The sequence below is a fragment of the Streptomyces sp. NPDC087906 genome (genome assembly GCF_055584925.1).
On sequence record NZ_JBVJLC010000003.1, the window covers coordinates 396,447 to 415,373 of the forward strand.

Sequence of the window (18,927 nt, forward strand, 5' to 3'; positions counted from 1 at the left end):
CGGGGGCAGGCCGGGGCAGTGGTCTAACGAAGGACGCTGACGGCGCGGGCGATGACGAGCAGTGAGGTCAGCAGGGCGGCGATGCTCTGGACGCTCATCATGGCTTTGGCGCGGGTCGACAGCGGCATGGTGTCGGTCGGGCTGAAGGCGGCCGAGTTCGTGACGGAGACGTACAGGTAGTCGACCAAGGTGGGCATCCAGTCCGAGACGGCACTGGAGCCGTCCGCGACTTCCTGAACCGCGTCGGCGTTCTCGTCCTGGGCGAAGCGGAAGTCCGCCAGCGGCAGTTCGCCGCGTGGTAGCTGCGTACGGAGGACGGGACCGCCCCGGTCCAGTTCCCAGTAGCCCAGGCCGAAGACGACGATGTTGGTGATCCAGACCTGCAACGCGGCCACCAGCAGCGAACGGCCGTCGTTCACCCCCGCGTACACCAGCTCGCGGATGAGCAGTCCCAGCGCGAACAGGTTGCTGCCGGCGATCACCAGGACGAGTGTCAGCGACAGTGTGCGGAAGAGCGGGGTCTGGCGGGTCAAGCGCTTGGGATTGACCGCGATCAGCGGCACGAGCAGCAGCACTTCCAGCGCCGGGAGCAGATAGCGCGGCGCGATCAGCAAGCGCTGCGGCAGGGCCAGATACAGCACGATCGCGGTGAGCGTCGCGAGGACACCGGGCAACCGGGCCTCTCCGCGACGCTCGTGCCGAGGACGCCCGTTCCGGGCCTGGGCGATCCTGCGCGTCATGGTGGGCCGCGTCATGGTGGGCGCGCTCCCCTGTTCGTCGCTTGCGGCCCTTGCTGACGGGCCGTCACCTCGATCTAACCACCGACGGCGCGACGGCCGGTGGACCAGCGTCCGCTTTTTCGCGGAGTCGCGACCGCCGCCCCTCCGCCGCCCGTCGACCGGATCCGGCCGGGGGCAGCGGGCGGGACGGCGGTCCCGGGCCGCTTACCTCCTGTGGCCGTTGCTGTACCCGTTCGGATGCAGGACCACCTTGGTCCAGCCCTCGTCGCGGGCGTCGAAGTGCTCGTACGCCATGGGCGCTTCGTCCAGGCTGAGTTCGTGCGACACCAGGAAGCTCGGTGTCGCCTTCCCGCCGGCGATCAGATCCCGCAGCGCCCGGTTGTACCGCTTCACCGGCGCCTGCCCGGTGCCCAGGTGCTGGCCCTTGAACCACATCATGCCAAAGTCGATGGGGATCTTGCCCTGCGACTCCAGCTCCCCCTGGGCCTCGGCGCCGCCCGGGTCCTGGGGCAGGAACACGCCCACCACGCCGATGTCGCCCGTGAACCTGACCGCGTCGATCAGTCCGTTGAGCGTGAGGCTGGCGTCCTCGTGTCCCTGGGCGTCGTGTGCCTGGTAGCCGACGCACTCACAGCCGTTGTCGGCGCCCAGACCGAGGGTCGCCTCCTTGACGACCTCGCCCGGATCCTGCTCGGCGGTGTTGATCGGGATGGCCCCGATCTCCTCCGCCTTGCGCAGCCGGTCGGGCTGGTGATCGGCCACCCAGACGCGGCCGGCGCCCTTGAGCAAGGCGGAGTACGCCGCCATCAGCCCGACCGGACCGGCCCCGAACACGATGGTCTGGTCGCCCGGTTTGACGTGGGCCATCTCGGTGGCGTGATAGCCGGTGGGGAAGATGTCGGCGAGCATCACGTAGTCGCTCTGCCGCTCGACGGCGTCCTCGCCCAGACGCAGCGCGTTGAAGTCCCCGTAGGGCACGCGCAGCAGTTCCGCCTGGCCGCCCTGGTAGGGGCCCATGTCGGCGAATCCGTAGGCGGCTCCGGCGAGGGCCGGTTCCGGCTGCATCGTCAGGCAGTAGTTCGTCAGACCCCGCTCGCACTGCTTGCAGAAACCGCAGGCGATGTTGAAGGGCAGGACCACGTACTGGCCGACCTGGACCTTGCGGACGGCCGGGCCGACCTCGACGACCTGGCCCATGTTCTCGTGTCCCAGCGTGCGACCGGACTCGAAGGACGTACGCCCTTCGTACATGTGCAGGTCGGAACCGCAGATATTGGTGGCGGTGATCTTGACGATGATGTCGCAGGGGTGCTCGATCTTCGCATCCGGTACGTCCTTCACCGTGACCGTGCGCGCTTCTTCGTATACCGCTGCCTTCATGACCGCTCCTCGGGTGCCGCGGCAGAACCACGGCACCGCACTGATGGAGACGGCGCAAAGAGCCTGATGTCCGGGGGCTGGTGCGACGGGGCCCGTGGCTCCCGTGTGCCTCTAAGGCCGTTCACCGTTTCCGGTGGGACCGTACGTCCCGCCGCCGGTCCGCCGGGCGCACCCGGCGCTCCACCGGCGTACCGGCCGATCCCCTCGCCCCCAACGCTAGACGACCACGCACCGATCGACCAGCGCAGTCATCGGATCCGGACGCCCACAGCCCACGACGAGCCCCCAACTCAGTTCTCGGCTGGTCAGGTTGGCCGTCCCGGAGCATATGACGACGTTCCTGTTCGCGCTTGGAGCAGGCGGCTGCCCGGATCGCCTCGTCGCTCTCCAAGCCTGATCCCATGCTGCTGGTGAGTTGGGGCAGGCGAGGTGGGGCGGGGGCCGCGCTCCCGGTAGCGTTCCGCGGGTCACTCGTACCGAGGGAGAGGGCACCTGCTCGTGGACCTGGGCATCATCGGGCAGGCCGCCGGGCTGTTCGCCGTCACCAACATCGACGACATCGTGATCCTGGCGCTGTTCTTCGCCCAGGGGGCGGGTCGGGCGGGCTCCGGCCGGCGCGTCTTCCTCGGCCAGTACCTGGGCTTCGCCGCGATCCTCGCGGTCGCCGTGGCCGCCGCCTTCGGCGCGACCTTCCTGCCGGAGTCGGCAATCCCCTACCTCGGTCTGCTGCCCCTCGCGCTCGGTCTCAAGGCCGGCTGGCAGGCGTGGCAGGACCATCGCGACGGCGGGGCGGAAGAAGGGGCGGACCAGGCGAAAGAGGGCGGTCCCGGCCCGCTGCAGGTCGCCGCGGTCACCTTCGCCAACGGCGGCGACAACATCGGTGTCTACGTACCCGTCTTCGCCACCGCCGGCGTCGGCGGCATGACCGTCTACGCGGTGGTCTTTCTCGTCCTGGTAGCGGTGTGGTGCTTCGCGGGACGGTTCTTCGCGACCCGCTCCGTCATCGCCGAGGCGCTCGCCCGCTGGGGCCACATCCTGCTTCCCCTGGTCCTCATCGCCATCGGCCTGCTCATCCTCGTCGAAGGCGGCGCCTTCGGCCTGTGACGCGGTGCGTGCTTCAGCCGTGTATACGTATCAGCCGACCTGCGCGGCGAACGCCTCGTACGCCTGGTCGTCGAAGAGGACAAATCTGACCTCTTCCACGGGGAGGGTGGCCGCCTCCTTGACCGTGCTGACGGCGATGCGGGCGCCGTCCGCGATGGGCCAGCCGTAGATGCCGGTGGAGACGGCCGGGAAGGCCACGGTCCTGGCGCCCTTTTCGGCCGCGACGCGCAGGGATTCGCGGTAGCAGGAGGCGAGCAGGTCCGAGCGGTCCTCGGTGCCGCTCCAGACCGGGCCGACGGTCTGAAGCCGTACGACTGTTCCAGAGCGGCACTGACCATGGCCCGACTTCGGCCCTTCCGGTCGTTGCGGTCCACGCACTGGATCGTGAGGCCGCGAGTAGCCCATGGCAGGCTCAAGCCGCATGATCGATGAATTCGCAAAGAACAACCTGCACGAGAGACTGCGGCGGGACCGCAAGGCGCTGCTCTGGAAGCTCGACGGCCTGTCCGAGTACGACGCCCGCCGACCTTTGACAGTGACAGGGAGCAACCTCCTCGGCCTGGTCAAACACGCGGCCGGCGTCGAGGCGAGGTACTTCGGCGAGGTCTTCGACCGCCCTTCCCCGGAACCGCTGTCCCGGTGGCAGGACGACGACGGGAGCGATCTGTGGGCGACGGCGGACAACCGCTGCACGTCAGGCCGGAGACGCAGAGGCCGCCGTTCACCCCCACCTGCGCGGGGAGGACCGGGCCGACCTCCTGCTGCTCGTGGAGCGCGCCGGTTCACCCCCACCTGCGCGGGGAGGACGGCCCGGACCGCCCTGTTCTTCTTCCCTCCAGCGGTTCACCCCCACCTGCGCGGGGAGGACGCCCGGGATGCCCGCTCGTACTCATACGCGGCCGGTTCACACCCACCTGCGCGGGGAGGACCGGCATGGACCGGCCCGAGCACGAGCCCGACTACGGTTCACCCCCACCTGCGCGGGGAGGACGTCCGCGACGGCGTGCCCTTGAGCCCGGTCGGTGGTTCACCCCCACCTGCGCGGGGAGGACGTAACCCGCCCGGACGTGACGATGCCCCGCGCCGGTTCACCCCCACCTGCGCGGGGAGGACACCGAGGTGGAGCCCATCGAGGTGGCCGTCCACGGTTCACCCCCACCTGCGCGGGGAGGACACCGAGGTGGAGCCCATCGAGGTGGCCGTCCACGGTTCACCCCCACCTGCGCGGGGAGGACGCGACCACCCCTGCCTCCGCGGTCGTCGCAGCCGGTTCACCCCCACCTGCGCGGGGAGGACAGCCCGGCCACCACGATGATGCCGGGTGCCGTCGGTTCACCCCCACCTGCGCGGGGAGGACGCGTCCGGCAGCGTCAAATGGAACATTCTGCCCGGTTCACCCCCACCTGCGCGGGGAGGACGTCCATGCCGGGGATCCAGGTGACCATCTGGCCGGTTCACCCCCACCTGCGCGGGGAGGACTTCACCCCGCTCATCGAAAACCTCGTCGACGACGGTTCACCCCCACCTGCGCGGGGAGGACCCTGAGGCGCAGACCCGGCGTGACGGCCGTCACGGTTCACCCCCACCTGCGCGGGGAGGACAGGGTCTCGGTCCGCATCCGGTCCACCCCGTCCGGTTCACCCCCACCTGCGCGGGGAGGACCCTTCGCGACCTGCGGCGTTAGAACGGGTTTGCCAGTTCATTACCTACCGCTGTGACGTCGGTGGGCCCGAAACTGATCAGGGTCAGTCCGTCGAAGTCGATGGGCTGGCGGCGGTGCTGGCCGGCGGTGCGTAGTTGGAAGCCTTGTTCGTTCTGGGCTGGGTAGACCATGACGGCGACTCCTTCGCCTACGCATCCGTTGACTGCGGACCAGAGTTGGTCGCGGACTTTGGCGGAGACGGTGCCGACGTACATCTGAGGTGTGACTTCGAGGAGCCACCGGGTCAGGGCTCCTCGGAGGTGGTCGGGGACGGCGGACATGGTGAGGGTGATCATGGAGGCCATGAGGTGTCGTTCTGTTGGTGGGTCATTCGGTGTCGGCCGCGTAGTTGACGCCGCCGGGGAGGGTGCCGGAGACGGGGTCCCAGAGGTCGACGAGTTGTTCTTCCGGGTCGGGTTCGGTGATGTCGCTGTCGGGTTGGAGGAGGCGTTGTACGTCGCTGACGATGCGGGGCATGAGTTTGAAGAGGCGTAAGCCGTCGCGGAATTGGCGGCGGGCTTCGGCTTCTGGTTGGGGGTTGGCGTGGAGGGAGAAGGCGAGAGGGATGGTGAGTTCGGCTTTGTAGAGGTCGGCGATGTCGTAGATGAATGCCTGTTGGTTTCCGTTGTGGACGAAGCCGAGTGCGGGTGAGCAGCCCATGGCGAGGATGGCTGCGTGGACGATGCCGTAGAGGCAGGTGTTGGCGGAGGACAGGGCGAGGTTGACGGGGTCTTGGCTGTCCCAGGTTTGTGGGTCGTAGGCGCGTTTGAAGCGGCCGATGCGGTGTTGTTGGGCGAGGAGTTTGTAGAAGGCTTTGATGCGTTGGCCTTCGAGTCCGCGTAGTTGGTCGAAGGTGGTGGCGGTGGGGGCAGTGCCGTGCCCGAAGCGGTGTTCGTACATGCGGGTGGCGACGGTGAGGCGGGTGGTGTCGTCGGCCCAGGCGCGGACTTGGTGTTCGAGCCAGGTGGTGCTGAGGGATTTGGGGGTCATGGCGGCGTAGGTGCGTACTCCACCGGAACCGGTGATGACGACGGTGGTGCCGTGGCGGGCGAGAGTGGCCAGGGCGGGGGCGGTGATGCTGGTGCCGGGGCCCAGGAGTACGCAACTGAGGGCGGCGGTGGGGAGGTAGACGAGTTCGGTGCCGCGTTCCTCGGTGACGATCTGGGCGCAGACGCCGGTGTCGTCCTGGTGGATGCGGACGATGTCGAGGTAGAGGAAGGAGAGGGAGTCGCCGATGCGCGGGAGCATGGCGACGGTGGGTGCGGCGAGTTTGCGGCGGGCTGAGGGGGTGGTGGTCATGGGGTGCGATCGGTGAGGGGGGCGAGGCTGAGGAGGCCGCAGCCGTAGGACTTGCCGCGGCCGATTCCCTCCAGGAGGCGTTGGCGCAGGGTGTCGGGGTCGGTGACGAGGGCTGTGCCTTCGAAGCGGGTGCGGGCGTGTTTGATGTGGCGTTTGTCCTGGTGGCGTTGGCCTTGTGCGGCGGTCAGCGGAGTGCTGTGGAGGCTGGTGAGTTTGAGGCCGGAGTGTTCTTCGGCTTGGCGTGTCCACCAGGCGTCGGCGTCGGCGCCGGCGAGGGGGATCACGGCTTTGGCTCCGGTGGCGGCTCGGGTGGTGTGGCCTGGTTTGCGTACGGGGTTGGCGTCGATGCGGTAGCGGACGGTGCGATCGGCGGCGAGGAGGGTCAGGAGGGGGGTGATGTCTTTGGCGGTGGTGGTGCCGTAGTCCTGGGGCAGTCGTTCCAGGTTCGGGCGGTGCCGGCTTTGCAGGAGGATGTGGGGGGCGCGGCTGTGGCTCGCGGCGTCTTCGATGCGGAACAGGACACCCAGGCTCTGGCGTGCGGTGGGGCCCAGTCCGTCGGGGAAGAGCATCATGAGCCGGTGGTGCATGCCTACGGCGCTGGCCAGGTCGCGGCGGGCGTCGCGGTGGCGCGGGTCGGGTTGGATACGGGTGAGCCACAGCGTCATGCCGCGTCTCCTTGGGGTTGATGGGTGTGCGGGTGGAGGTAGGTGTGCAGGGTGGTGAGGTAGTTGGTGCCGAAGCCGGCGCACTGGGTGCCGGGGAGGGTGAGGGTGCGCCGGTACAGGGGGCGGGCCCGGTAGGTGCGGTGGCGTGGGGACAGGTCGAGCGGGTCGTCGTTGATCTCTGCGACGGGTCTGCTGCCGTCGGTGTGTTCCGGGACCGGCCCGGCGGGGGGCAGGGGCAGGGTGTCGAGGGGGGTATCGCTGTGGAAGTCGACGCTCTCCCCTGCCGTCTGTTGCCCGTCCGGTTGAGGTGGTGGGTGGTGTGCGGGGCGGGCCAGGGGCAGGTTGACGAGGTGGTTGAGAGGGTCGTTCAGCAGGCCGAGGAAGAGGGGGCCTTGGGGCGGGCAGGAGCGGCGGCCAAGGTAGGGGGGCCAGACGGGGTGGGTGAGCGCTTCGGCGCATTCGCGGAGCAATGCGGTGTCGGTGCTGCACAGTGCGGCGGTGAAGGCGGCGTCGGCGAGGTAGGTGCGGTGGGAGAGCAAGGTGGCCTGGGCCGAGGGGCGTTTCTTGCCTTCGGCGGTGGTGACCGTTGCTTTGGCGGGCAGTCCCCCGCCGACGGTGTGCAGGTCGCGCAGGAGTACGCCGGGGCGGTCGGTACGGGTGGTCAGGGACAGGCGGGTCAGGTCGTCGATGCTCTGGCCGCGGCGGCGGCCGAGGGCGGCGGCGAGCAGGCCGATGATGCCGGAGCGGGTGGGGAAGCGTGCGGTGTCGCGTTCGTTGAAGGCGCTGTGGGTGCCCCAGGACTGCAGTGGTCCGGCCAGGTGCAGCAGAAGTCCGGCCGGGGCGGGTCGCGGGTCGTGGTGGGGGCGGGTCATGCCTGGTTGCTTTCTGCCAGTGCGGTGGTGACGGCGGTGTCGATGAGGTCGGCGTAGGAGTCGGCGCGCCGGCCGAGTCCGGTGAGGTCTTTGGTCTCCAGGCTGGCCCAGCCGGCGCTGAGCAGGCCGCGTTCGCCGAGCAGTTGGCCGGCGGCGGTGGCGTAGGTGTCCAGTGCCTGGCGGGAGGGGGCGGCGAATCCGCCGTTGCGGTCGGCGCTGACGGGCTGTTCGAACGCGGCGGCGTAGGACAGGGGCCGGTCGCTGCGCACGGTGAGGTGGACCAGGTCGGGGATGGTGTGGGGGGCGGTGGCGGTCTTCTTGGCTTCGGGCAGGGACAGGATGAAGGCTTCGACGAAGGCGGTCGCCAGTTCGCGTGCGGCGGCCAGGTCGCCGCCGAGGTTGCGCTGGAGGTCGTCGAGGTCGATGGTCGCGTACCGGTAGAAGACGCCGGCGCTGAACTCGGTGCTGCCCATGTGGGCGCTGCCGGTGGTGTCTCTCCAGGCGTCGGTGATGTCGTCGACGGCCGCGAAGTAGTCGATCTCGACGTCGGTGGCGTGGGTGGTCATGGCGTGGGCGACCTGGACGGCGCCGTCGACGCCGGCGTCGTCGATTTCGGCGAGCATGCGGCCGAAGAGGTTGATGACGCCGTTGCGGGAGCGCAGGATCTGGTCGATGGCTGCGGTGGGCAGGACGCTCGTGACGCCCTTCTTCATGTCCTTGGCGGCTTCGAGCTGTTCGCGGTGTTCTTGGGCGAGGTCGGCGAGTTCGCCGATGGCGGTGTCGGGGACGTAGACCATGGCGTTGGTGCTCCAGGCCGGGTCCTCGTTGGAGGGCGGGTCGGCCTTGATGCTGCTTCCCGCGGCGATGTGCTGGCCTGCACGGGTGGCAAGGTCGTGGGGCCATCCCCGGTCCTCGCGCAGGGTCCGTTCGACGGCCACGCCGATCCGGCGGGTGCGCAGGGCCCGCTGTCCTACCGCTTTCTGGAAGTAGCGGCGCACGGCCCGCTTCCAGCACTGGCTGCTGACGCGGGTGCGTTCCCTGTCGCCGTACTGGACGGTTTTGACGGAGTTGGTGTCGTCACGGTTGAGGTTGGAATACGGAACGCTCTGCAGGACGTGCATGCAGATGAAGCGTCCGGGCACCGGGATCGCGGGCTGCTGGGTCACAAGGGTTCCTTCGAAAGAGGAGGCGCTGTGGGCTGGTTCGGGCCGGGTCAGGTCTGGTTGGGGGGCTGAGTGTCGTCGGCGGCCTTGCGGGCGTCGTCGAGTACGGCCTGGTTCCGGACGCGGTAGAAGTCCTGCAGCCAGCGGCGGCCGACCGTTTTGCGGTCGTTGGGCCAGGAGCGCAGGTGGACCAGGAGCTGGGCCCAGTCCGGGGGGCGTTTCTTGTCGCACAACTGCCGCACGGAGGAGGGCAGGTGGCGGTGCAGGCCGGCCGTGCTCTGGCGGGTGAGGAGATTCAGGCGGGTCTCGGCCGTGTTCTCGCGCAGACCGTCCGCCGCGGCGACGGCCGCCGCGAACGTCTCCCCCAGCGAAACACCGTACGAGGACTGCTGCTTCTGCGCTCCGCCCGGCTCTTCGCCGTCCGCGACGGAGCCGGCGGGCGGGGTGGTGCGGGCGCGCAGGACGTCGGACTTCTGCGCTGCGATCAGGGAGGCCACGGTGTAGAAGGCGCGCTGGGTGTCGTCGTCGCGTGCGGAGGGCGGGAGCAGGGGGACCACGATGCGGTGCATGCGGCGTGCCTCGTCCAGGGGTTTACCGACGCCGCTGCGCAGGGCGGCCCGCGCGCCGGGGTCACTCGCGCAGATCCCTTCGATGCGGGCGGTGAACCCCCGTGCCTGCACCATCCACGGTGACGGGACCGATCCGGGGCGGGCCGGGGGGCTTGGCGAGGTGGTGGTCGCGCTGGAGTGGGTCATGGTGTCTCCGTTCTGAGAGCGCCTGCGCTGAAAGGCGTACGCGGCCGGCCCTTCGCCGGCTTCTTGGGACGGCCTCCGTAGAGTTCGATGCGAGCCGCCTCGCGTGCTTTCGCCCCGCGCAGGGTGCCGGCCGCGCTCTGGGTCACGTCGTCGTAGACGGATTCGGCAATTTTCCGGAAGGAGCGGGCTGCTCCCTCGAAGCGGTGCTCGGCCAGGCGCTGCCAGAACTCGGCCTCGGCCGCAGGCCAGTAGCGCACCGCCGCATCCCGGGACCAGCCGCAGTCCTCCGCCTTGCGGGCGTTGGTGAACTTCGCCCAGGCCGTCTTGCTGGCCCGGTCCAGGTTGCGTCCCGCGCTCTCCCCGCTCACCCGCAGCGCTCCGACCATGCGGGCGGCCTGCGGGTCTACTTCCTGGGCCAGGGCCAGGACCGGCGGTGTGGATGCCGACACCATCTGGGTGTCCTTGGCCTGCCCTTCCTGCTCGATCCCCAGCGCCTGCACCCGCAGGCCCTCCGGACGAATGTCGGCCGCGGTGCGAAAGACACGTGGCCGTCGGATCTCCTGCCCGGACGGTTCCTCCAGCAGCAGCGCGTCCAGGTCCCGCCACAGTGCCCGCCGGCTGTCGGCGTAGCGGGCGTAGGTGTTGCCGGCCTGGCTGGTCTGCCAGATCAGGAAGTCGTCGTGCCGGGGAAGACGGTCCCGGAACGCCCAGGTGATGTAGGCGTCGCGGACGTAGTCACCACTGTCGTCCGCAACCAGCAGCAGCGCGTGCTGGGAGCGGGCCGTCAGACCGGACAACGGTCCGGTGACGACGCCTTCGAGGGTGAGCGGATCGGGCAGCTCCTCCCGCTCCCAGGGGCACAGGTCCCTCTCGGGGCGGGTGTAGGCATCGGGTTCGGTGACACCGGCCAGCAGCGTCTCGAACAGGGTGCGTCCCAGCGGGTGGTAGGACAGTGCGCTGCGCAGCGGGCCGGCGGTGGAGTTGGCCTCCTTCCTCGCTCCGACGGTGCGGGCCGAGCACCGGCCGGAGGGACCGTAGTAGCGCCACACCAGCAGATGCAGCACCGCGTCCGCCGACGTCAACCGATCCGGGCAGGCGTCGAGGGCATGCTGGAACCAGGAATGGTTCGACCCGGAGGGCCTGGTCGCAACGAGCTTGTTCACTCCGGCCGCCTTGTCGCACTCCACCGCCAGCCGGGGATCCTGCAAGAACGGATGCTGCGGGTCGTAGAGGCGGAACCGGCCCGCATACCGCTCCAGGTAGGTGTCGATGGCCTGGGCGGAGAAGTGCCCCTCCTCCAGCACGTCGTGGCGCCGCTCGTCCCACCCCTCCGGTTCATCCAGCCCGGTGACCCGGGCGGTCAGCGCGTAGAGGATCCGGTAGAGGCCCGACAGCGCCGGCGGCAAGACCACCGCGATCGACGTGATCTCGTGGGCGCGCAGCAGCAGTTCACGCAATCCGACCGCAGGCGGCCGGTCATCGGCCGCTGTCTCGGGGGCCCACCGCACCGGCACTGCCGGGCGTTGCAGCAGATCGTAAAAGTCGTCAGCAGGCACGGAGCCTCCAGGATGGAGCGCGAAAAGGGGTGAGAGGTAGGCTCCCTGAACTTCCCCGCGACGGCGGGGGTGAGCCGAGCGGAGTGGTGTCACCACTCCTGACCGGTTTCCAACTCCTCGCGCAGGCGGGGGACTTGGTAGGTGGCCTCTCCGGCGTACCGGTACGCCGGAGAGGTGTCACCAATGTAGGAGAAGAGCGGAGTGGTGTCAGGCGATTCGGCGAAGTCCCGTGTCCGAAAGGACCAGTTGCTGATCGCCGACCCGGCACCACCAACTGCCACCCGGCACATCGCCGTCCAGTAGTAGTTCCGGCGTGGGAGTCATCGGCAGCACCACCAGGGCCGCGAGTAGCGGCTGATCAGCCCACCCGGATGGGGGCTCGTGCTCCCGGCCGCGCTGCACCAGCCACCGCCCCGGGGCGGGGATGCTGCCGCCCATGACCTCCCGCACGTCCTCCCGGCCCAGTCGGCCAGCAGAGCCGGGAACCGGAACACGGCCGTGCGGGTCGAGGGTGACCTCACCGCCCGGCTGGTGGAACAGGCACACCACCCGCTCCGAATCCGCTCCCAGCCGGGTCGTCACCAGCGCCTCGTCCAACAGGCCCAGACCGTCATCACTCAGCCGCGACAAATCCACCAGACCCTTCGCCGCGGGCACCGCCGTCATCCTGGCAAGCTGCTCCTCCGCCAGGCCGGCCGCCTCCCAAGCGGCGTCCAACTGCCGCAACTCATCGCGGGCCGCGTCCGGCAGACGCTCCCCGAAGTCCTTCGCGTACACGGCGTCGACAAGACCCTGCACGTCCCCCGGGACCGCGATCCCCTGCACCGCCGTCTCCTGCAGCAGCACGGACGTACGCCGCAGCAGCGCCGTGTCGTACACCGTCCCCCACGTACGCGGCGGCACGACCTTCCCCCCGGTCACAGGCTGCAGGACCACCAGCCGGGGCTCTAAGCCCACCCAGGCGGGACGCCCAGTACGCTCATGGCGCATACACCGGCCCACGCGCTGCAACAACTGAGCCAGCGGCGCCAGATCACTGACCACCAGGTCGAAATCAAGATCGAGCGACTGCTCCACCACCTGCGTGGCCACCAGCACCGCCCGCCCCGGACGCCGCCCCAGCCCCTCCCCGTCCCCCGCCCGGGGCTTGCCGAAGGCCTCCTCCAACCGGTCGGTAATCTCCCTGCGCCGGCGCGCCGGAAACCGCGAGTGCAACAGCTCAAGACCACCCGGCTCACCGGCCAGCTCAGGAAACCGCGCCTGCAGAAGCCGGTAGGTCCGCTGCGCCTCGGCAACCGTCGTGCAGCACACCAGAACGCATCCCCCCTGCGCCACCACCGGCTCCACCTGACCCACCAGCACCGCACTGCGCGTCCCAGCCACAGCCGGATCCATCACCTGCCCGCCGCCGGTGTCCCAGACGACATCCTCCACACACACCCGCACCGTGCGGGCCCGGCCACTTGGCACCTCACGTCCCGGCGCGACCTCACCACTGGACGCATCCACATACAGCCACCCCGGATACACCGGCCCCACAGCGACCGGCTCAACAAACCCGCAGCCGCGCCGATATGCCTCCACCAGCGACGACGCCGCACGACCGGCCAGCGTCGCCGACAACAGCACCACCGGCGTGCCCATCGCCCCCAGCCACTCCAGCAGCCGCACCAGCAGACTGTGCATCCACGGCCCATACGCATGCGCCTCATCCACCACGAACACCTTGTTCGACAACCCCAGCAGACGAAGCACGTTGTAGCGCACCGGCAACACCCCGGTCAGCGCCTGATCAATAGTGCCCGCCCCCAACGGCGCCAACAACCCCCGCTTACCACCCCGCAACCACCCGCCCGCCTCAAGACTCCCCCGGCCGTCCGACACCACGGCCCCCACACCCCCGGCGCTCACCGCGCCGTGACCGTAGGCATCACTCAGCCACGCCATGCTGTGCAGCAGCGTCAACGCCCGGTCACCAGCCACATTGCCCTGTGCGAAGTGCGCGACCCGCCCGAACATCGCATCCGCCGTGGCCATCGTCGGCAACGCGAAATACAACCCACCCGCACCCGACGCCCGGGCCATCACCGACGCCGCGTGCAACGCCGCCTCCGTCTTGCCATCACCGGTCGGCGCCGTCACCAGCAACAACCCCGCACCGCCGCCCGCCGTCAGCCCCGGCAGATCCGCCGCCAGACTGGTCTGCAGAGCGTTGGGCACGAAAGGGAACTGCTCACGGAAACCACGGACCGGGAACGACGCCACACCCAGCCGGGCGGCACGCACCACCCCCGGTGCCTGAGCCACCGCCAGATCCCAGTGCCGGTGAAGCTCCCCCTCCCCGGCCACCCAGGCCACGGGCGTCAACCGGCCCTCGATCAAAGCCTCCTGGCTCGCCAGCCAGTCCGCCACCACAACCAACCCCAGCAACCGCACCGCCACCTCGGCCGGCAACGGCCCCTGCGGCACCGGCACATCCCCGCCATCACCCACCAGCCGCCGCACCGCATCAGCATGCGCCTGCCGCTGCCCGCCCCACCCCGGGCCGCCCAGCCCCGGCTGCCATGCCTGCGGAGCCAGCAGATGCTTCGCCTCCAACGCCCGGTGAAACCGGCCGTGATGACCACCGAGCATCTGAGCGACCTGATGATGCACCGACCGGGACACCGAACCGGAACGGGCCTGGGGGTAACCCCACCCGCCCAGAATCTCCGTCAGCCCCCACTGACCGGCAAGATCATGCCGGAGCCGCTCCCGCTCCGCATCCGGTGCGCTCCCGTACACGGAGAGGTCCAGCTCCTTGTACGACTCTGGCACCATCACCTGAAACGGCGGACTGACCTTCCCCACATCATGCAACCCCGCCCATAAACATAACCACTGCCGGCACACCTCCGCCGACACCCCCAAACGCCCCGCCAACCGCGCTCGGGCCCCCGCCGTCAACGTCAAATCCCACAACGCACCCGCCACAGCAGCCGTATCCAGCAGATGACAAACAACCGGGTACGGACGCGTCAGACTCCGGCTCTTCCCCCACAACCGCCCGTCCACAACCGGCACCGACACGATCCACTCCTCACTCCGCGCGGCACCCGGCGCACCGCATCCCCAAGAGATAGCAGCCGGCACTGACAACCCGCCCCCGACGCAGAACAATTGGGGACATCCGGTAGACGGCAGGAGATCTTCCCGTACCGTACGACCACACAGCACACGACCAGATGAGGAAGGCCGGATGGCCAACGAAGGTCGCGGTCAAGGAATAGCAAAGCCTCTCTAACGCCGCAGGTCGCGAAGCGTCCTCCCCGCGCAGGCGGGGGTGAGCCGTTGATCGTGTTCCCGTCAGGGAACGTGCAGTCGTCCTCCCCGCGCAGGCGGGGGTGAGCCGCTGCCGGCGTCGCCGCCGATGTCTTGCCAGCCGTCCTCCCCGCGCAGGCGGGGGTGTGCCGGCCCGTTGGCACCATCTGGCGTTGGGCATCCGGTCCTCCCCGCGCAGGCGGGGGTGAGCCGTCCAGAACCTTCCCGCCGCTTTCGCTGTACTCGTCCTCCCCGCGCAGGCGGGGGTGAGCCTGCCGTAGGCCCGGACGGGTGCGGATCACTGATGTCCTCCCCGCGCAGGCGGGGGTGAGCCGGTGCCGAGTGGCTGGCCATGCCCCACGCGGCGGTCCTCCCCGCGCAGGCGGGGGTGAGCCGGTGGGCTGCTCATCCTCGACTGGCCCGTCTCCGTCCTCCCCGCGCAGGCAGGGGTGAGCCGGCCGCCGGTCTCGTACAGCTCGACGTCGCGCTGTCCTCTCCGCGCAGGCGGGGGTGAGCCGGTGGGTTGAGTCATGCTGGCCTCTCCAGTTCCGTCCTCCCCGCGCAGGCGGGGGTGAGCCGGTGCACGTGTGGTCCGAGCCGTACGACCGGCAGTCCTCCCCGCGCAGGCGGGGGTGAGCCGCCCGTCGACCTCACACCCGAGGTAGACCCGCCGTCCTCCCCGCGCAGGCGGGGGTGAGCCATGATCGAACGAGTGCAGGACTCAAGCGCTTGCGTCCTACCTGCTCAGGTGGCGAGGAATCGGCTAGTTGCGTTCCCGGTCTGCGCCACGGAGTGTCCTTCCCGCCAAGACGGAGAGCCGCGACGAAGCCTATCGCTCAAGATCCGGGCCATTTGCGGGCCAGAACACCCTCAAGTCAACCTCGTCGCAGACGCTTTCCCTGTTCAGAGGCTATCTGCTCCGTGTACCACCAGCAGACGAAGAACCTACTGGCACTCTGCGCAGGTGGCTGATGGGACCGCTCAGCACCACGAAATCCCCAGCGCCTTGCCGCACCCGTACAGCCAGGAGGCCGCCTGACCAGCGGGGCAACGCGCCTGATGGCCCATCAGAACGAGCGTCAAATGAGCGTCAAGACGCCTCGCACAGCGTCATTTCAGCGTCAAGATATCGCCCGTAACGCCCACAGTGCACATAACGCGCATCACCCAAACCTGCAGTTCAGGCGGTCTTTGTGGCCGGTTCGAGGATCGCTACGCACTCCACGTGGTGGGTCATCGAGATCATGTCGCCATGGATGACCACAGGCGACCTCACCGTCACATGCACCACTGCCCGGTTTGACAAGTTGCGGATCATGCTGAGCAGCACGATTCATCGTTGACGGGTCGTGCTGCTCAGCCGCCTCGGGTGGGGACTCAGGCCAAGTAATTGCTTCAGCCGCGTATACGTCAGCTGACCTCCGCGACGAACGCCTCGTAAGCCTGGTCGCCGAAGAGGACGAACCTGACTTCCACGGCAGTGGTGTGAGCCGCCCGTACCGCCTCCACGGCGATACGGGCGGCATCCTCAAGAGGCCAACCGTAGGCACCAGCCGAAATGGCCGGGAAGGCGACAGTCTTCGCACCAAGCTCGTCGGCGACGCGCAGGGACTCGCGATAACAGGACACCAGCAGGGACGGATCGCTGCCGGAAATCCCATACACCGGGCCCACGGTGTGGATGACCCAGCGTGCGTCGAGGCGGCCCGCTGTGGTGGCGACGGCCTGGCCGGTGGGGAGGCCGCTGCCGTAGTGGCCGGCGCGCAGTTCGCGGCAGGCGGCCAGGATCTCGGGGCCGCCGCGGCGGTGGATCGCGCCGTCGACGCCTCCGCCGCCCAGCAGGGACGAGTTCGCCGCGTTGACGATGGCGTCGGTCTGCTGCTCGGTGATGTCGCCGCGTACCAGGGTCAGGGTGGTCATCGTGCTGCTCCGGCGGTCAGTTGGGAAAGGTCAGCTCGCGCGCAGTTTGCGCCACACGGACTTCGCCGCGTTGTGCCCCGACATGCCGTGCACCCCGGGGCCCGGCGGGGTCGCCGACGAGCAGATGAAGACCGCCGGGTGCGGGGTGGAGTACGGCGAGAGGCTGAGCTTGGGGCGCAGCAGCAGTTGGAGTCCGGCGACGGACCCGCAGGCGATGTCCCCGCCGACGTAGTTGGCGTTGCGCGCGGCGAGTTCGGGCGGGCCGGCCGTGGCGCGGGCGAGGACGCGGTCGCTGAAGCCGGGGGCGAAGCGCTCGATCTGGCGCTCGATCGCTTCCGTCAGATCGCCGTCCCAGGCGTGCGGGACATGGCCGTACGCCCAGAAGACGTGCTTGCCTTCGGGGGCGCGCGACGGGTCGACGAGGCTGGGCTGGGCGGTGATCAGGAACGGCGTACGGGGCGGGTGGCCGCCGGCGGCCTGCTCCAGGGCCGTGCCGATCTCGCCGCTGGTCGGGCCGATCTGGACCGTGCCGGCTCTGCGCGGCGCCTCGGCCGTCCAGGGCACGGGTCCGTCCAGGGCGTAGTCGATCTTGAAGACGCTCGCGCCGTAGCGGTATCCGTCGTACACCCTGCCGAGCCGGGCGATACGCGCCAGCGCCGTCGGTGAGGTGTCGAAGATGTACGCGCGGGCCGGCGGCAGGTCGTCGAGGCGCTTGACCTCGTAGCCGGTGTGGATCGTGCCGCCCTGGTCGCGCAGGTAGCCGGCGAGGGCGTCCGAGATCGACTGCGAGCCGCCGCGCGCCATCGGCCAGCCGCCCGCGTGCGCGGCGAGGGCGAACATCAGCCCCACTCCCCCGGTGGCGATCCCGCCGAACGGCGCGATGACATGCGCGACGAGGCCCGCGAAGAGGGACCGCGCCTTCTCGTCGCGGAAGCGGCGCATCAGCACGCTGTACGGCGGCAGTCCGGCCAGACCGAACCGGGCGAGGGTGACCGGGTCGCGGGGCAGCGAGATCGGCGGCAGGGAGAGGAAGTCCCGGGCGAGCGCGTCCCATTTGCCGAGGAACGGCGCGACCAGCCGGCGGTACACCCCGGCGTCGTGCGCGCCGAACGACGCGGCGGTCTCGGCCGGCGACCGGGACAGCACGGCCGATGTGCCGTCGTCGAAGGGATGCGCCATGGGCAGCTCCGGATGCAGCCATTCCAGCCCGTACCGGTCCAGGGGCATCGCCTTGAACGCCGGGGACCCTGCGCCCAGCGGATGGACGGCGGAACAGGGGTCGTGGCGGAACCCGGGGAGGGTCAGCTCCTCCGTGCGCGCGCCTCCGCCCACGGTGTCCTTCGCTTCGAAGACGGCCACGGCAAAACCCCGCCTGGCCAGCTCGACCGCGGCGGTCAGCCCGTTGGGTCCCGCCCCTACGACGACTGCATCGAGCATCGACGGCACCTTCGGACTCCTTTGTCAGCCGATGGCAAGAGGGTCCAGGATATTCCCGGGCACCGACAGCCCGAGCCCGGGTACTGTCCGCGACGGAGAATTCGACGACGATTTTCGCGGCGGGCGGCACGATGGACGAGATGATCGAGACGATGGCGGCGCGACTCGTCGGTGTACCGGGGGTACGCGCCGTCGCGCTGGGCGGCAGCCGGGCCCGGGGTACGCAGCGGCCCGACTCCGACTGGGACCTGGGCGTCTACTACCGCGGCGAGGTCGACACGGCCGCACTGGCCGCACTCACGGGTGAGATGACGGGCCGTCAGGTGGACGTCGCCGGCCCCGGCGGCTGGGGCCCCTGGGTGAACGGCGGCGCCTGGCTGTCGGTGGACGGGGTCGCCGTGGACTGGATCCTGCGCGACCTCGACCGGGTGGAACGGGTGTGGGCGGAGTGTCTCGCGGGCCGGTTCGAGGTGGGGCACCAGCCCGGCCATCCGCTGGGCTTCTGGTCGCCCGCGTACGCGGGCGAGGTCGCCCTGTGCCGCGTACTGGCCGATCCGGCCGGTGAGTTGACGCGGCTGCGGACCGCCACGCAGAGCTACCCGGACGCCCTGCGGACGGCTCTGGTCGAGGCGGCCTGGGAGGCCGACTTCTCGGTGGCCAACGCGCGCAAGTCGGCGGCGGGCGGCGACGCGCTGCATGTGTCGCTGTGCCTGTCGCGGGCCTTCGGCGTCCTCGCACAGGCGCTGCTCGCCAAGCACCGGGTCTGGTGCCTCAACGAGAAGGGCGCGCTCGCCACGGCGGCCGGACTGCCCTCGGCCCCCGCCGACTTCGCGGACCGCGTGACGGCGGCGCTGCGCGCGCTGGACGGGGAGGCGGTCGAATCGGCGGCGCGGCTGGTGCGGGAGGTACGTGCGGGACTGGCCGAGGCCGGTTGAGGCGGCCGGGCCGGGCTCAGGGCAGCAGGTGCTCCCCGACACGCCGGGCCGTCGCCCCCTCCCGCACGGAACGTGCCTGCCGCGCCGTCGAAGCCAGTT

General features: G+C 69.9%; 14 protein-coding genes, 2 pseudogenes and 2 CRISPR repeat arrays. Of the genes and pseudogenes, 3 read left to right on the top strand and 13 right to left on the bottom strand.

From position 1 onward, the window contains the following. Window positions 1-23: 23 nt before the first annotated feature. Complete coding sequence (locus ACZ63I_RS11225; RefSeq protein WP_469337596.1) at window positions 24-755, bottom strand: hypothetical protein; 732 nt, start codon at window positions 753-755, stop codon at window positions 24-26. Between the two features lie 189 nt (window positions 756-944). Continuing rightward, on the bottom strand, window positions 945-2,120 hold the full coding sequence (locus ACZ63I_RS11230; protein ID WP_469337598.1) for a glutathione-independent formaldehyde dehydrogenase: 1,176 nt from the start codon (window positions 2,118-2,120) through the stop codon (window positions 945-947). Between the two features lie 498 nt (window positions 2,121-2,618). Here ACZ63I_RS11230 and ACZ63I_RS11235 point away from each other — a divergent pair, with 498 nt between their 5' ends. Beyond that, window positions 2,619-3,224 carry a cadmium resistance transporter gene (locus tag ACZ63I_RS11235; RefSeq protein WP_469337600.1) on the top strand — a complete coding sequence of 202 codons (606 nt, stop codon included), beginning with the start codon at window positions 2,619-2,621 and terminating at the stop codon, window positions 3,222-3,224. Window positions 3,225-3,254: 30 nt separating this feature from the next. Here the strand turns inward: ACZ63I_RS11235 and ACZ63I_RS11240 are convergent. Next, window positions 3,255-3,530 (bottom strand): annotated as a pseudogene (locus ACZ63I_RS11240) (macro domain-containing protein); the annotation flags it as partial. Window positions 3,531-3,645: 115 nt separating this feature from the next. Between ACZ63I_RS11240 and ACZ63I_RS11245 the strand changes: the two are divergent. Continuing rightward, window positions 3,646-3,894 (top strand): annotated as a pseudogene (locus tag ACZ63I_RS11245) (mycothiol transferase); the annotation flags it as partial. A gap of 47 nt (window positions 3,895-3,941) precedes the next feature. After that, a CRISPR array of direct repeats spans window positions 3,942-4,886; the repeat unit is 29 nt; unit sequence CGGTTCACCCCCACCTGCGCGGGGAGGAC. Between the two features lie 18 nt (window positions 4,887-4,904). Here the strand turns inward: ACZ63I_RS11245 and cas2e are convergent. The 10 genes from cas2e to ACZ63I_RS11295 all read right to left on the bottom strand — a co-directional run bounded on the left by cas2e (window position 4,905) and on the right by ACZ63I_RS11295 (window position 17,902). Further along, on the bottom strand, window positions 4,905-5,231 hold the full coding sequence (gene cas2e / locus ACZ63I_RS11250) for a type I-E CRISPR-associated endoribonuclease Cas2e (protein WP_469337602.1): 327 nt from the start codon (window positions 5,229-5,231) through the stop codon (window positions 4,905-4,907). A 22-nt stretch (window positions 5,232-5,253) separates the two neighbouring features. Then, window positions 5,254-6,225: a type I-E CRISPR-associated endonuclease Cas1e gene (cas1e, locus tag ACZ63I_RS11255; protein ID WP_469337604.1), complete on the bottom strand. Its 972-nt coding sequence runs from the start codon at window positions 6,223-6,225 to the stop codon at window positions 5,254-5,256. After that, window positions 6,222-6,890: a type I-E CRISPR-associated protein Cas6/Cse3/CasE gene (gene cas6e, locus ACZ63I_RS11260; protein ID WP_469337606.1), complete on the bottom strand. Its 669-nt coding sequence runs from the start codon at window positions 6,888-6,890 to the stop codon at window positions 6,222-6,224. The genes cas1e and cas6e overlap by 4 nt, the downstream gene beginning before the upstream one ends. After that, on the bottom strand, window positions 6,887-7,762 hold the full coding sequence (cas5e, locus tag ACZ63I_RS11265) for a type I-E CRISPR-associated protein Cas5/CasD (RefSeq protein WP_469337608.1): 876 nt from the start codon (window positions 7,760-7,762) through the stop codon (window positions 6,887-6,889). The genes cas6e and cas5e overlap by 4 nt, the downstream gene beginning before the upstream one ends. Continuing rightward, window positions 7,759-8,883 (bottom strand): type I-E CRISPR-associated protein Cas7/Cse4/CasC, encoded by a 1,125-nt coding sequence (gene cas7e, locus ACZ63I_RS11270; RefSeq protein ID WP_469338333.1) that lies wholly within the window; start codon window positions 8,881-8,883, stop codon window positions 7,759-7,761. The genes cas5e and cas7e overlap by 4 nt, the downstream gene beginning before the upstream one ends. Before the next feature lie 92 nt (window positions 8,884-8,975). Beyond that, window positions 8,976-9,608, bottom strand: coding sequence for a type I-E CRISPR-associated protein Cse2/CasB (casB, locus tag ACZ63I_RS11275; RefSeq protein WP_469337610.1), 633 nt, complete (start codon window positions 9,606-9,608; stop codon window positions 8,976-8,978). 68 nt (window positions 9,609-9,676) lie between these two features. Then, window positions 9,677-11,236 carry a type I-E CRISPR-associated protein Cse1/CasA gene (gene casA / locus ACZ63I_RS11280; RefSeq protein ID WP_469337612.1) on the bottom strand — a complete coding sequence of 520 codons (1,560 nt, stop codon included), beginning with the start codon at window positions 11,234-11,236 and terminating at the stop codon, window positions 9,677-9,679. Window positions 11,237-11,443: 207 nt separating this feature from the next. Continuing rightward, window positions 11,444-14,305 carry a CRISPR-associated endonuclease Cas3'' gene (locus tag ACZ63I_RS11285; protein ID WP_469337614.1) on the bottom strand — a complete coding sequence of 954 codons (2,862 nt, stop codon included), beginning with the start codon at window positions 14,303-14,305 and terminating at the stop codon, window positions 11,444-11,446. A 232-nt stretch (window positions 14,306-14,537) separates the two neighbouring features. Next, window positions 14,538-15,236: direct repeats of the CRISPR family, unit length 28 nt; unit sequence GTCCTCCCCGCGCAGGCGGGGGTGAGCC. Window positions 15,237-15,946: 710 nt separating this feature from the next. Further along, window positions 15,947-16,456, bottom strand: a complete 510-nt coding sequence (locus ACZ63I_RS11290; RefSeq protein ID WP_469337615.1) for an O-acetyl-ADP-ribose deacetylase — start codon at window positions 16,454-16,456, stop codon at window positions 15,947-15,949. Window positions 16,457-16,486: 30 nt separating this feature from the next. Further along, window positions 16,487-17,902: a phytoene desaturase family protein gene (locus ACZ63I_RS11295; RefSeq protein ID WP_469337617.1), complete on the bottom strand. Its 1,416-nt coding sequence runs from the start codon at window positions 17,900-17,902 to the stop codon at window positions 16,487-16,489. A 122-nt stretch (window positions 17,903-18,024) separates the two neighbouring features. Here ACZ63I_RS11295 and ACZ63I_RS11300 point away from each other — a divergent pair, with 122 nt between their 5' ends. Continuing rightward, complete coding sequence (locus ACZ63I_RS11300; RefSeq protein ID WP_469337618.1) at window positions 18,025-18,828, top strand: nucleotidyltransferase family protein; 804 nt, start codon at window positions 18,025-18,027, stop codon at window positions 18,826-18,828. Window positions 18,829-18,927: the final 99 nt, after the last annotated feature.

Excerpts from the sequence above, each read along its gene's own strand:
- ACZ63I_RS11230 (WP_469337598.1), bottom strand. The coding sequence starts at position 2,120 with ATGAAGGCAGCGGTATACGAAGAAGCGCGCACGGTCACGGTGAAGGAC.
- casB (WP_469337610.1), bottom strand. The coding sequence starts at position 9,608 with ATGGTGCAGGCACGGGGGTTCACCGCCCGCATCGAAGGGATCTGCGCG.
- cas7e (WP_469338333.1), bottom strand. The coding sequence starts at position 8,883 with ATGCACGTCCTGCAGAGCGTTCCGTATTCCAACCTCAACCGTGACGAC.
- cas5e (WP_469337608.1), bottom strand. The coding sequence starts at position 7,762 with ATGACCCGCCCCCACCACGACCCGCGACCCGCCCCGGCCGGACTTCTG.
- ACZ63I_RS11300 (WP_469337618.1), top strand. The coding sequence starts at position 18,025 with ATGGACGAGATGATCGAGACGATGGCGGCGCGACTCGTCGGTGTACCG.
- cas2e (WP_469337602.1), bottom strand. The coding sequence starts at position 5,231 with ATGGCCTCCATGATCACCCTCACCATGTCCGCCGTCCCCGACCACCTC.
- ACZ63I_RS11225 (WP_469337596.1), bottom strand. The coding sequence starts at position 755 with ATGACGCGGCCCACCATGACGCGCAGGATCGCCCAGGCCCGGAACGGG.
- cas6e (WP_469337606.1), bottom strand. The coding sequence starts at position 6,890 with ATGACGCTGTGGCTCACCCGTATCCAACCCGACCCGCGCCACCGCGAC.
- cas1e (WP_469337604.1), bottom strand. The coding sequence starts at position 6,225 with ATGACCACCACCCCCTCAGCCCGCCGCAAACTCGCCGCACCCACCGTC.
- ACZ63I_RS11290 (WP_469337615.1), bottom strand. The coding sequence starts at position 16,456 with ATGACCACCCTGACCCTGGTACGCGGCGACATCACCGAGCAGCAGACC.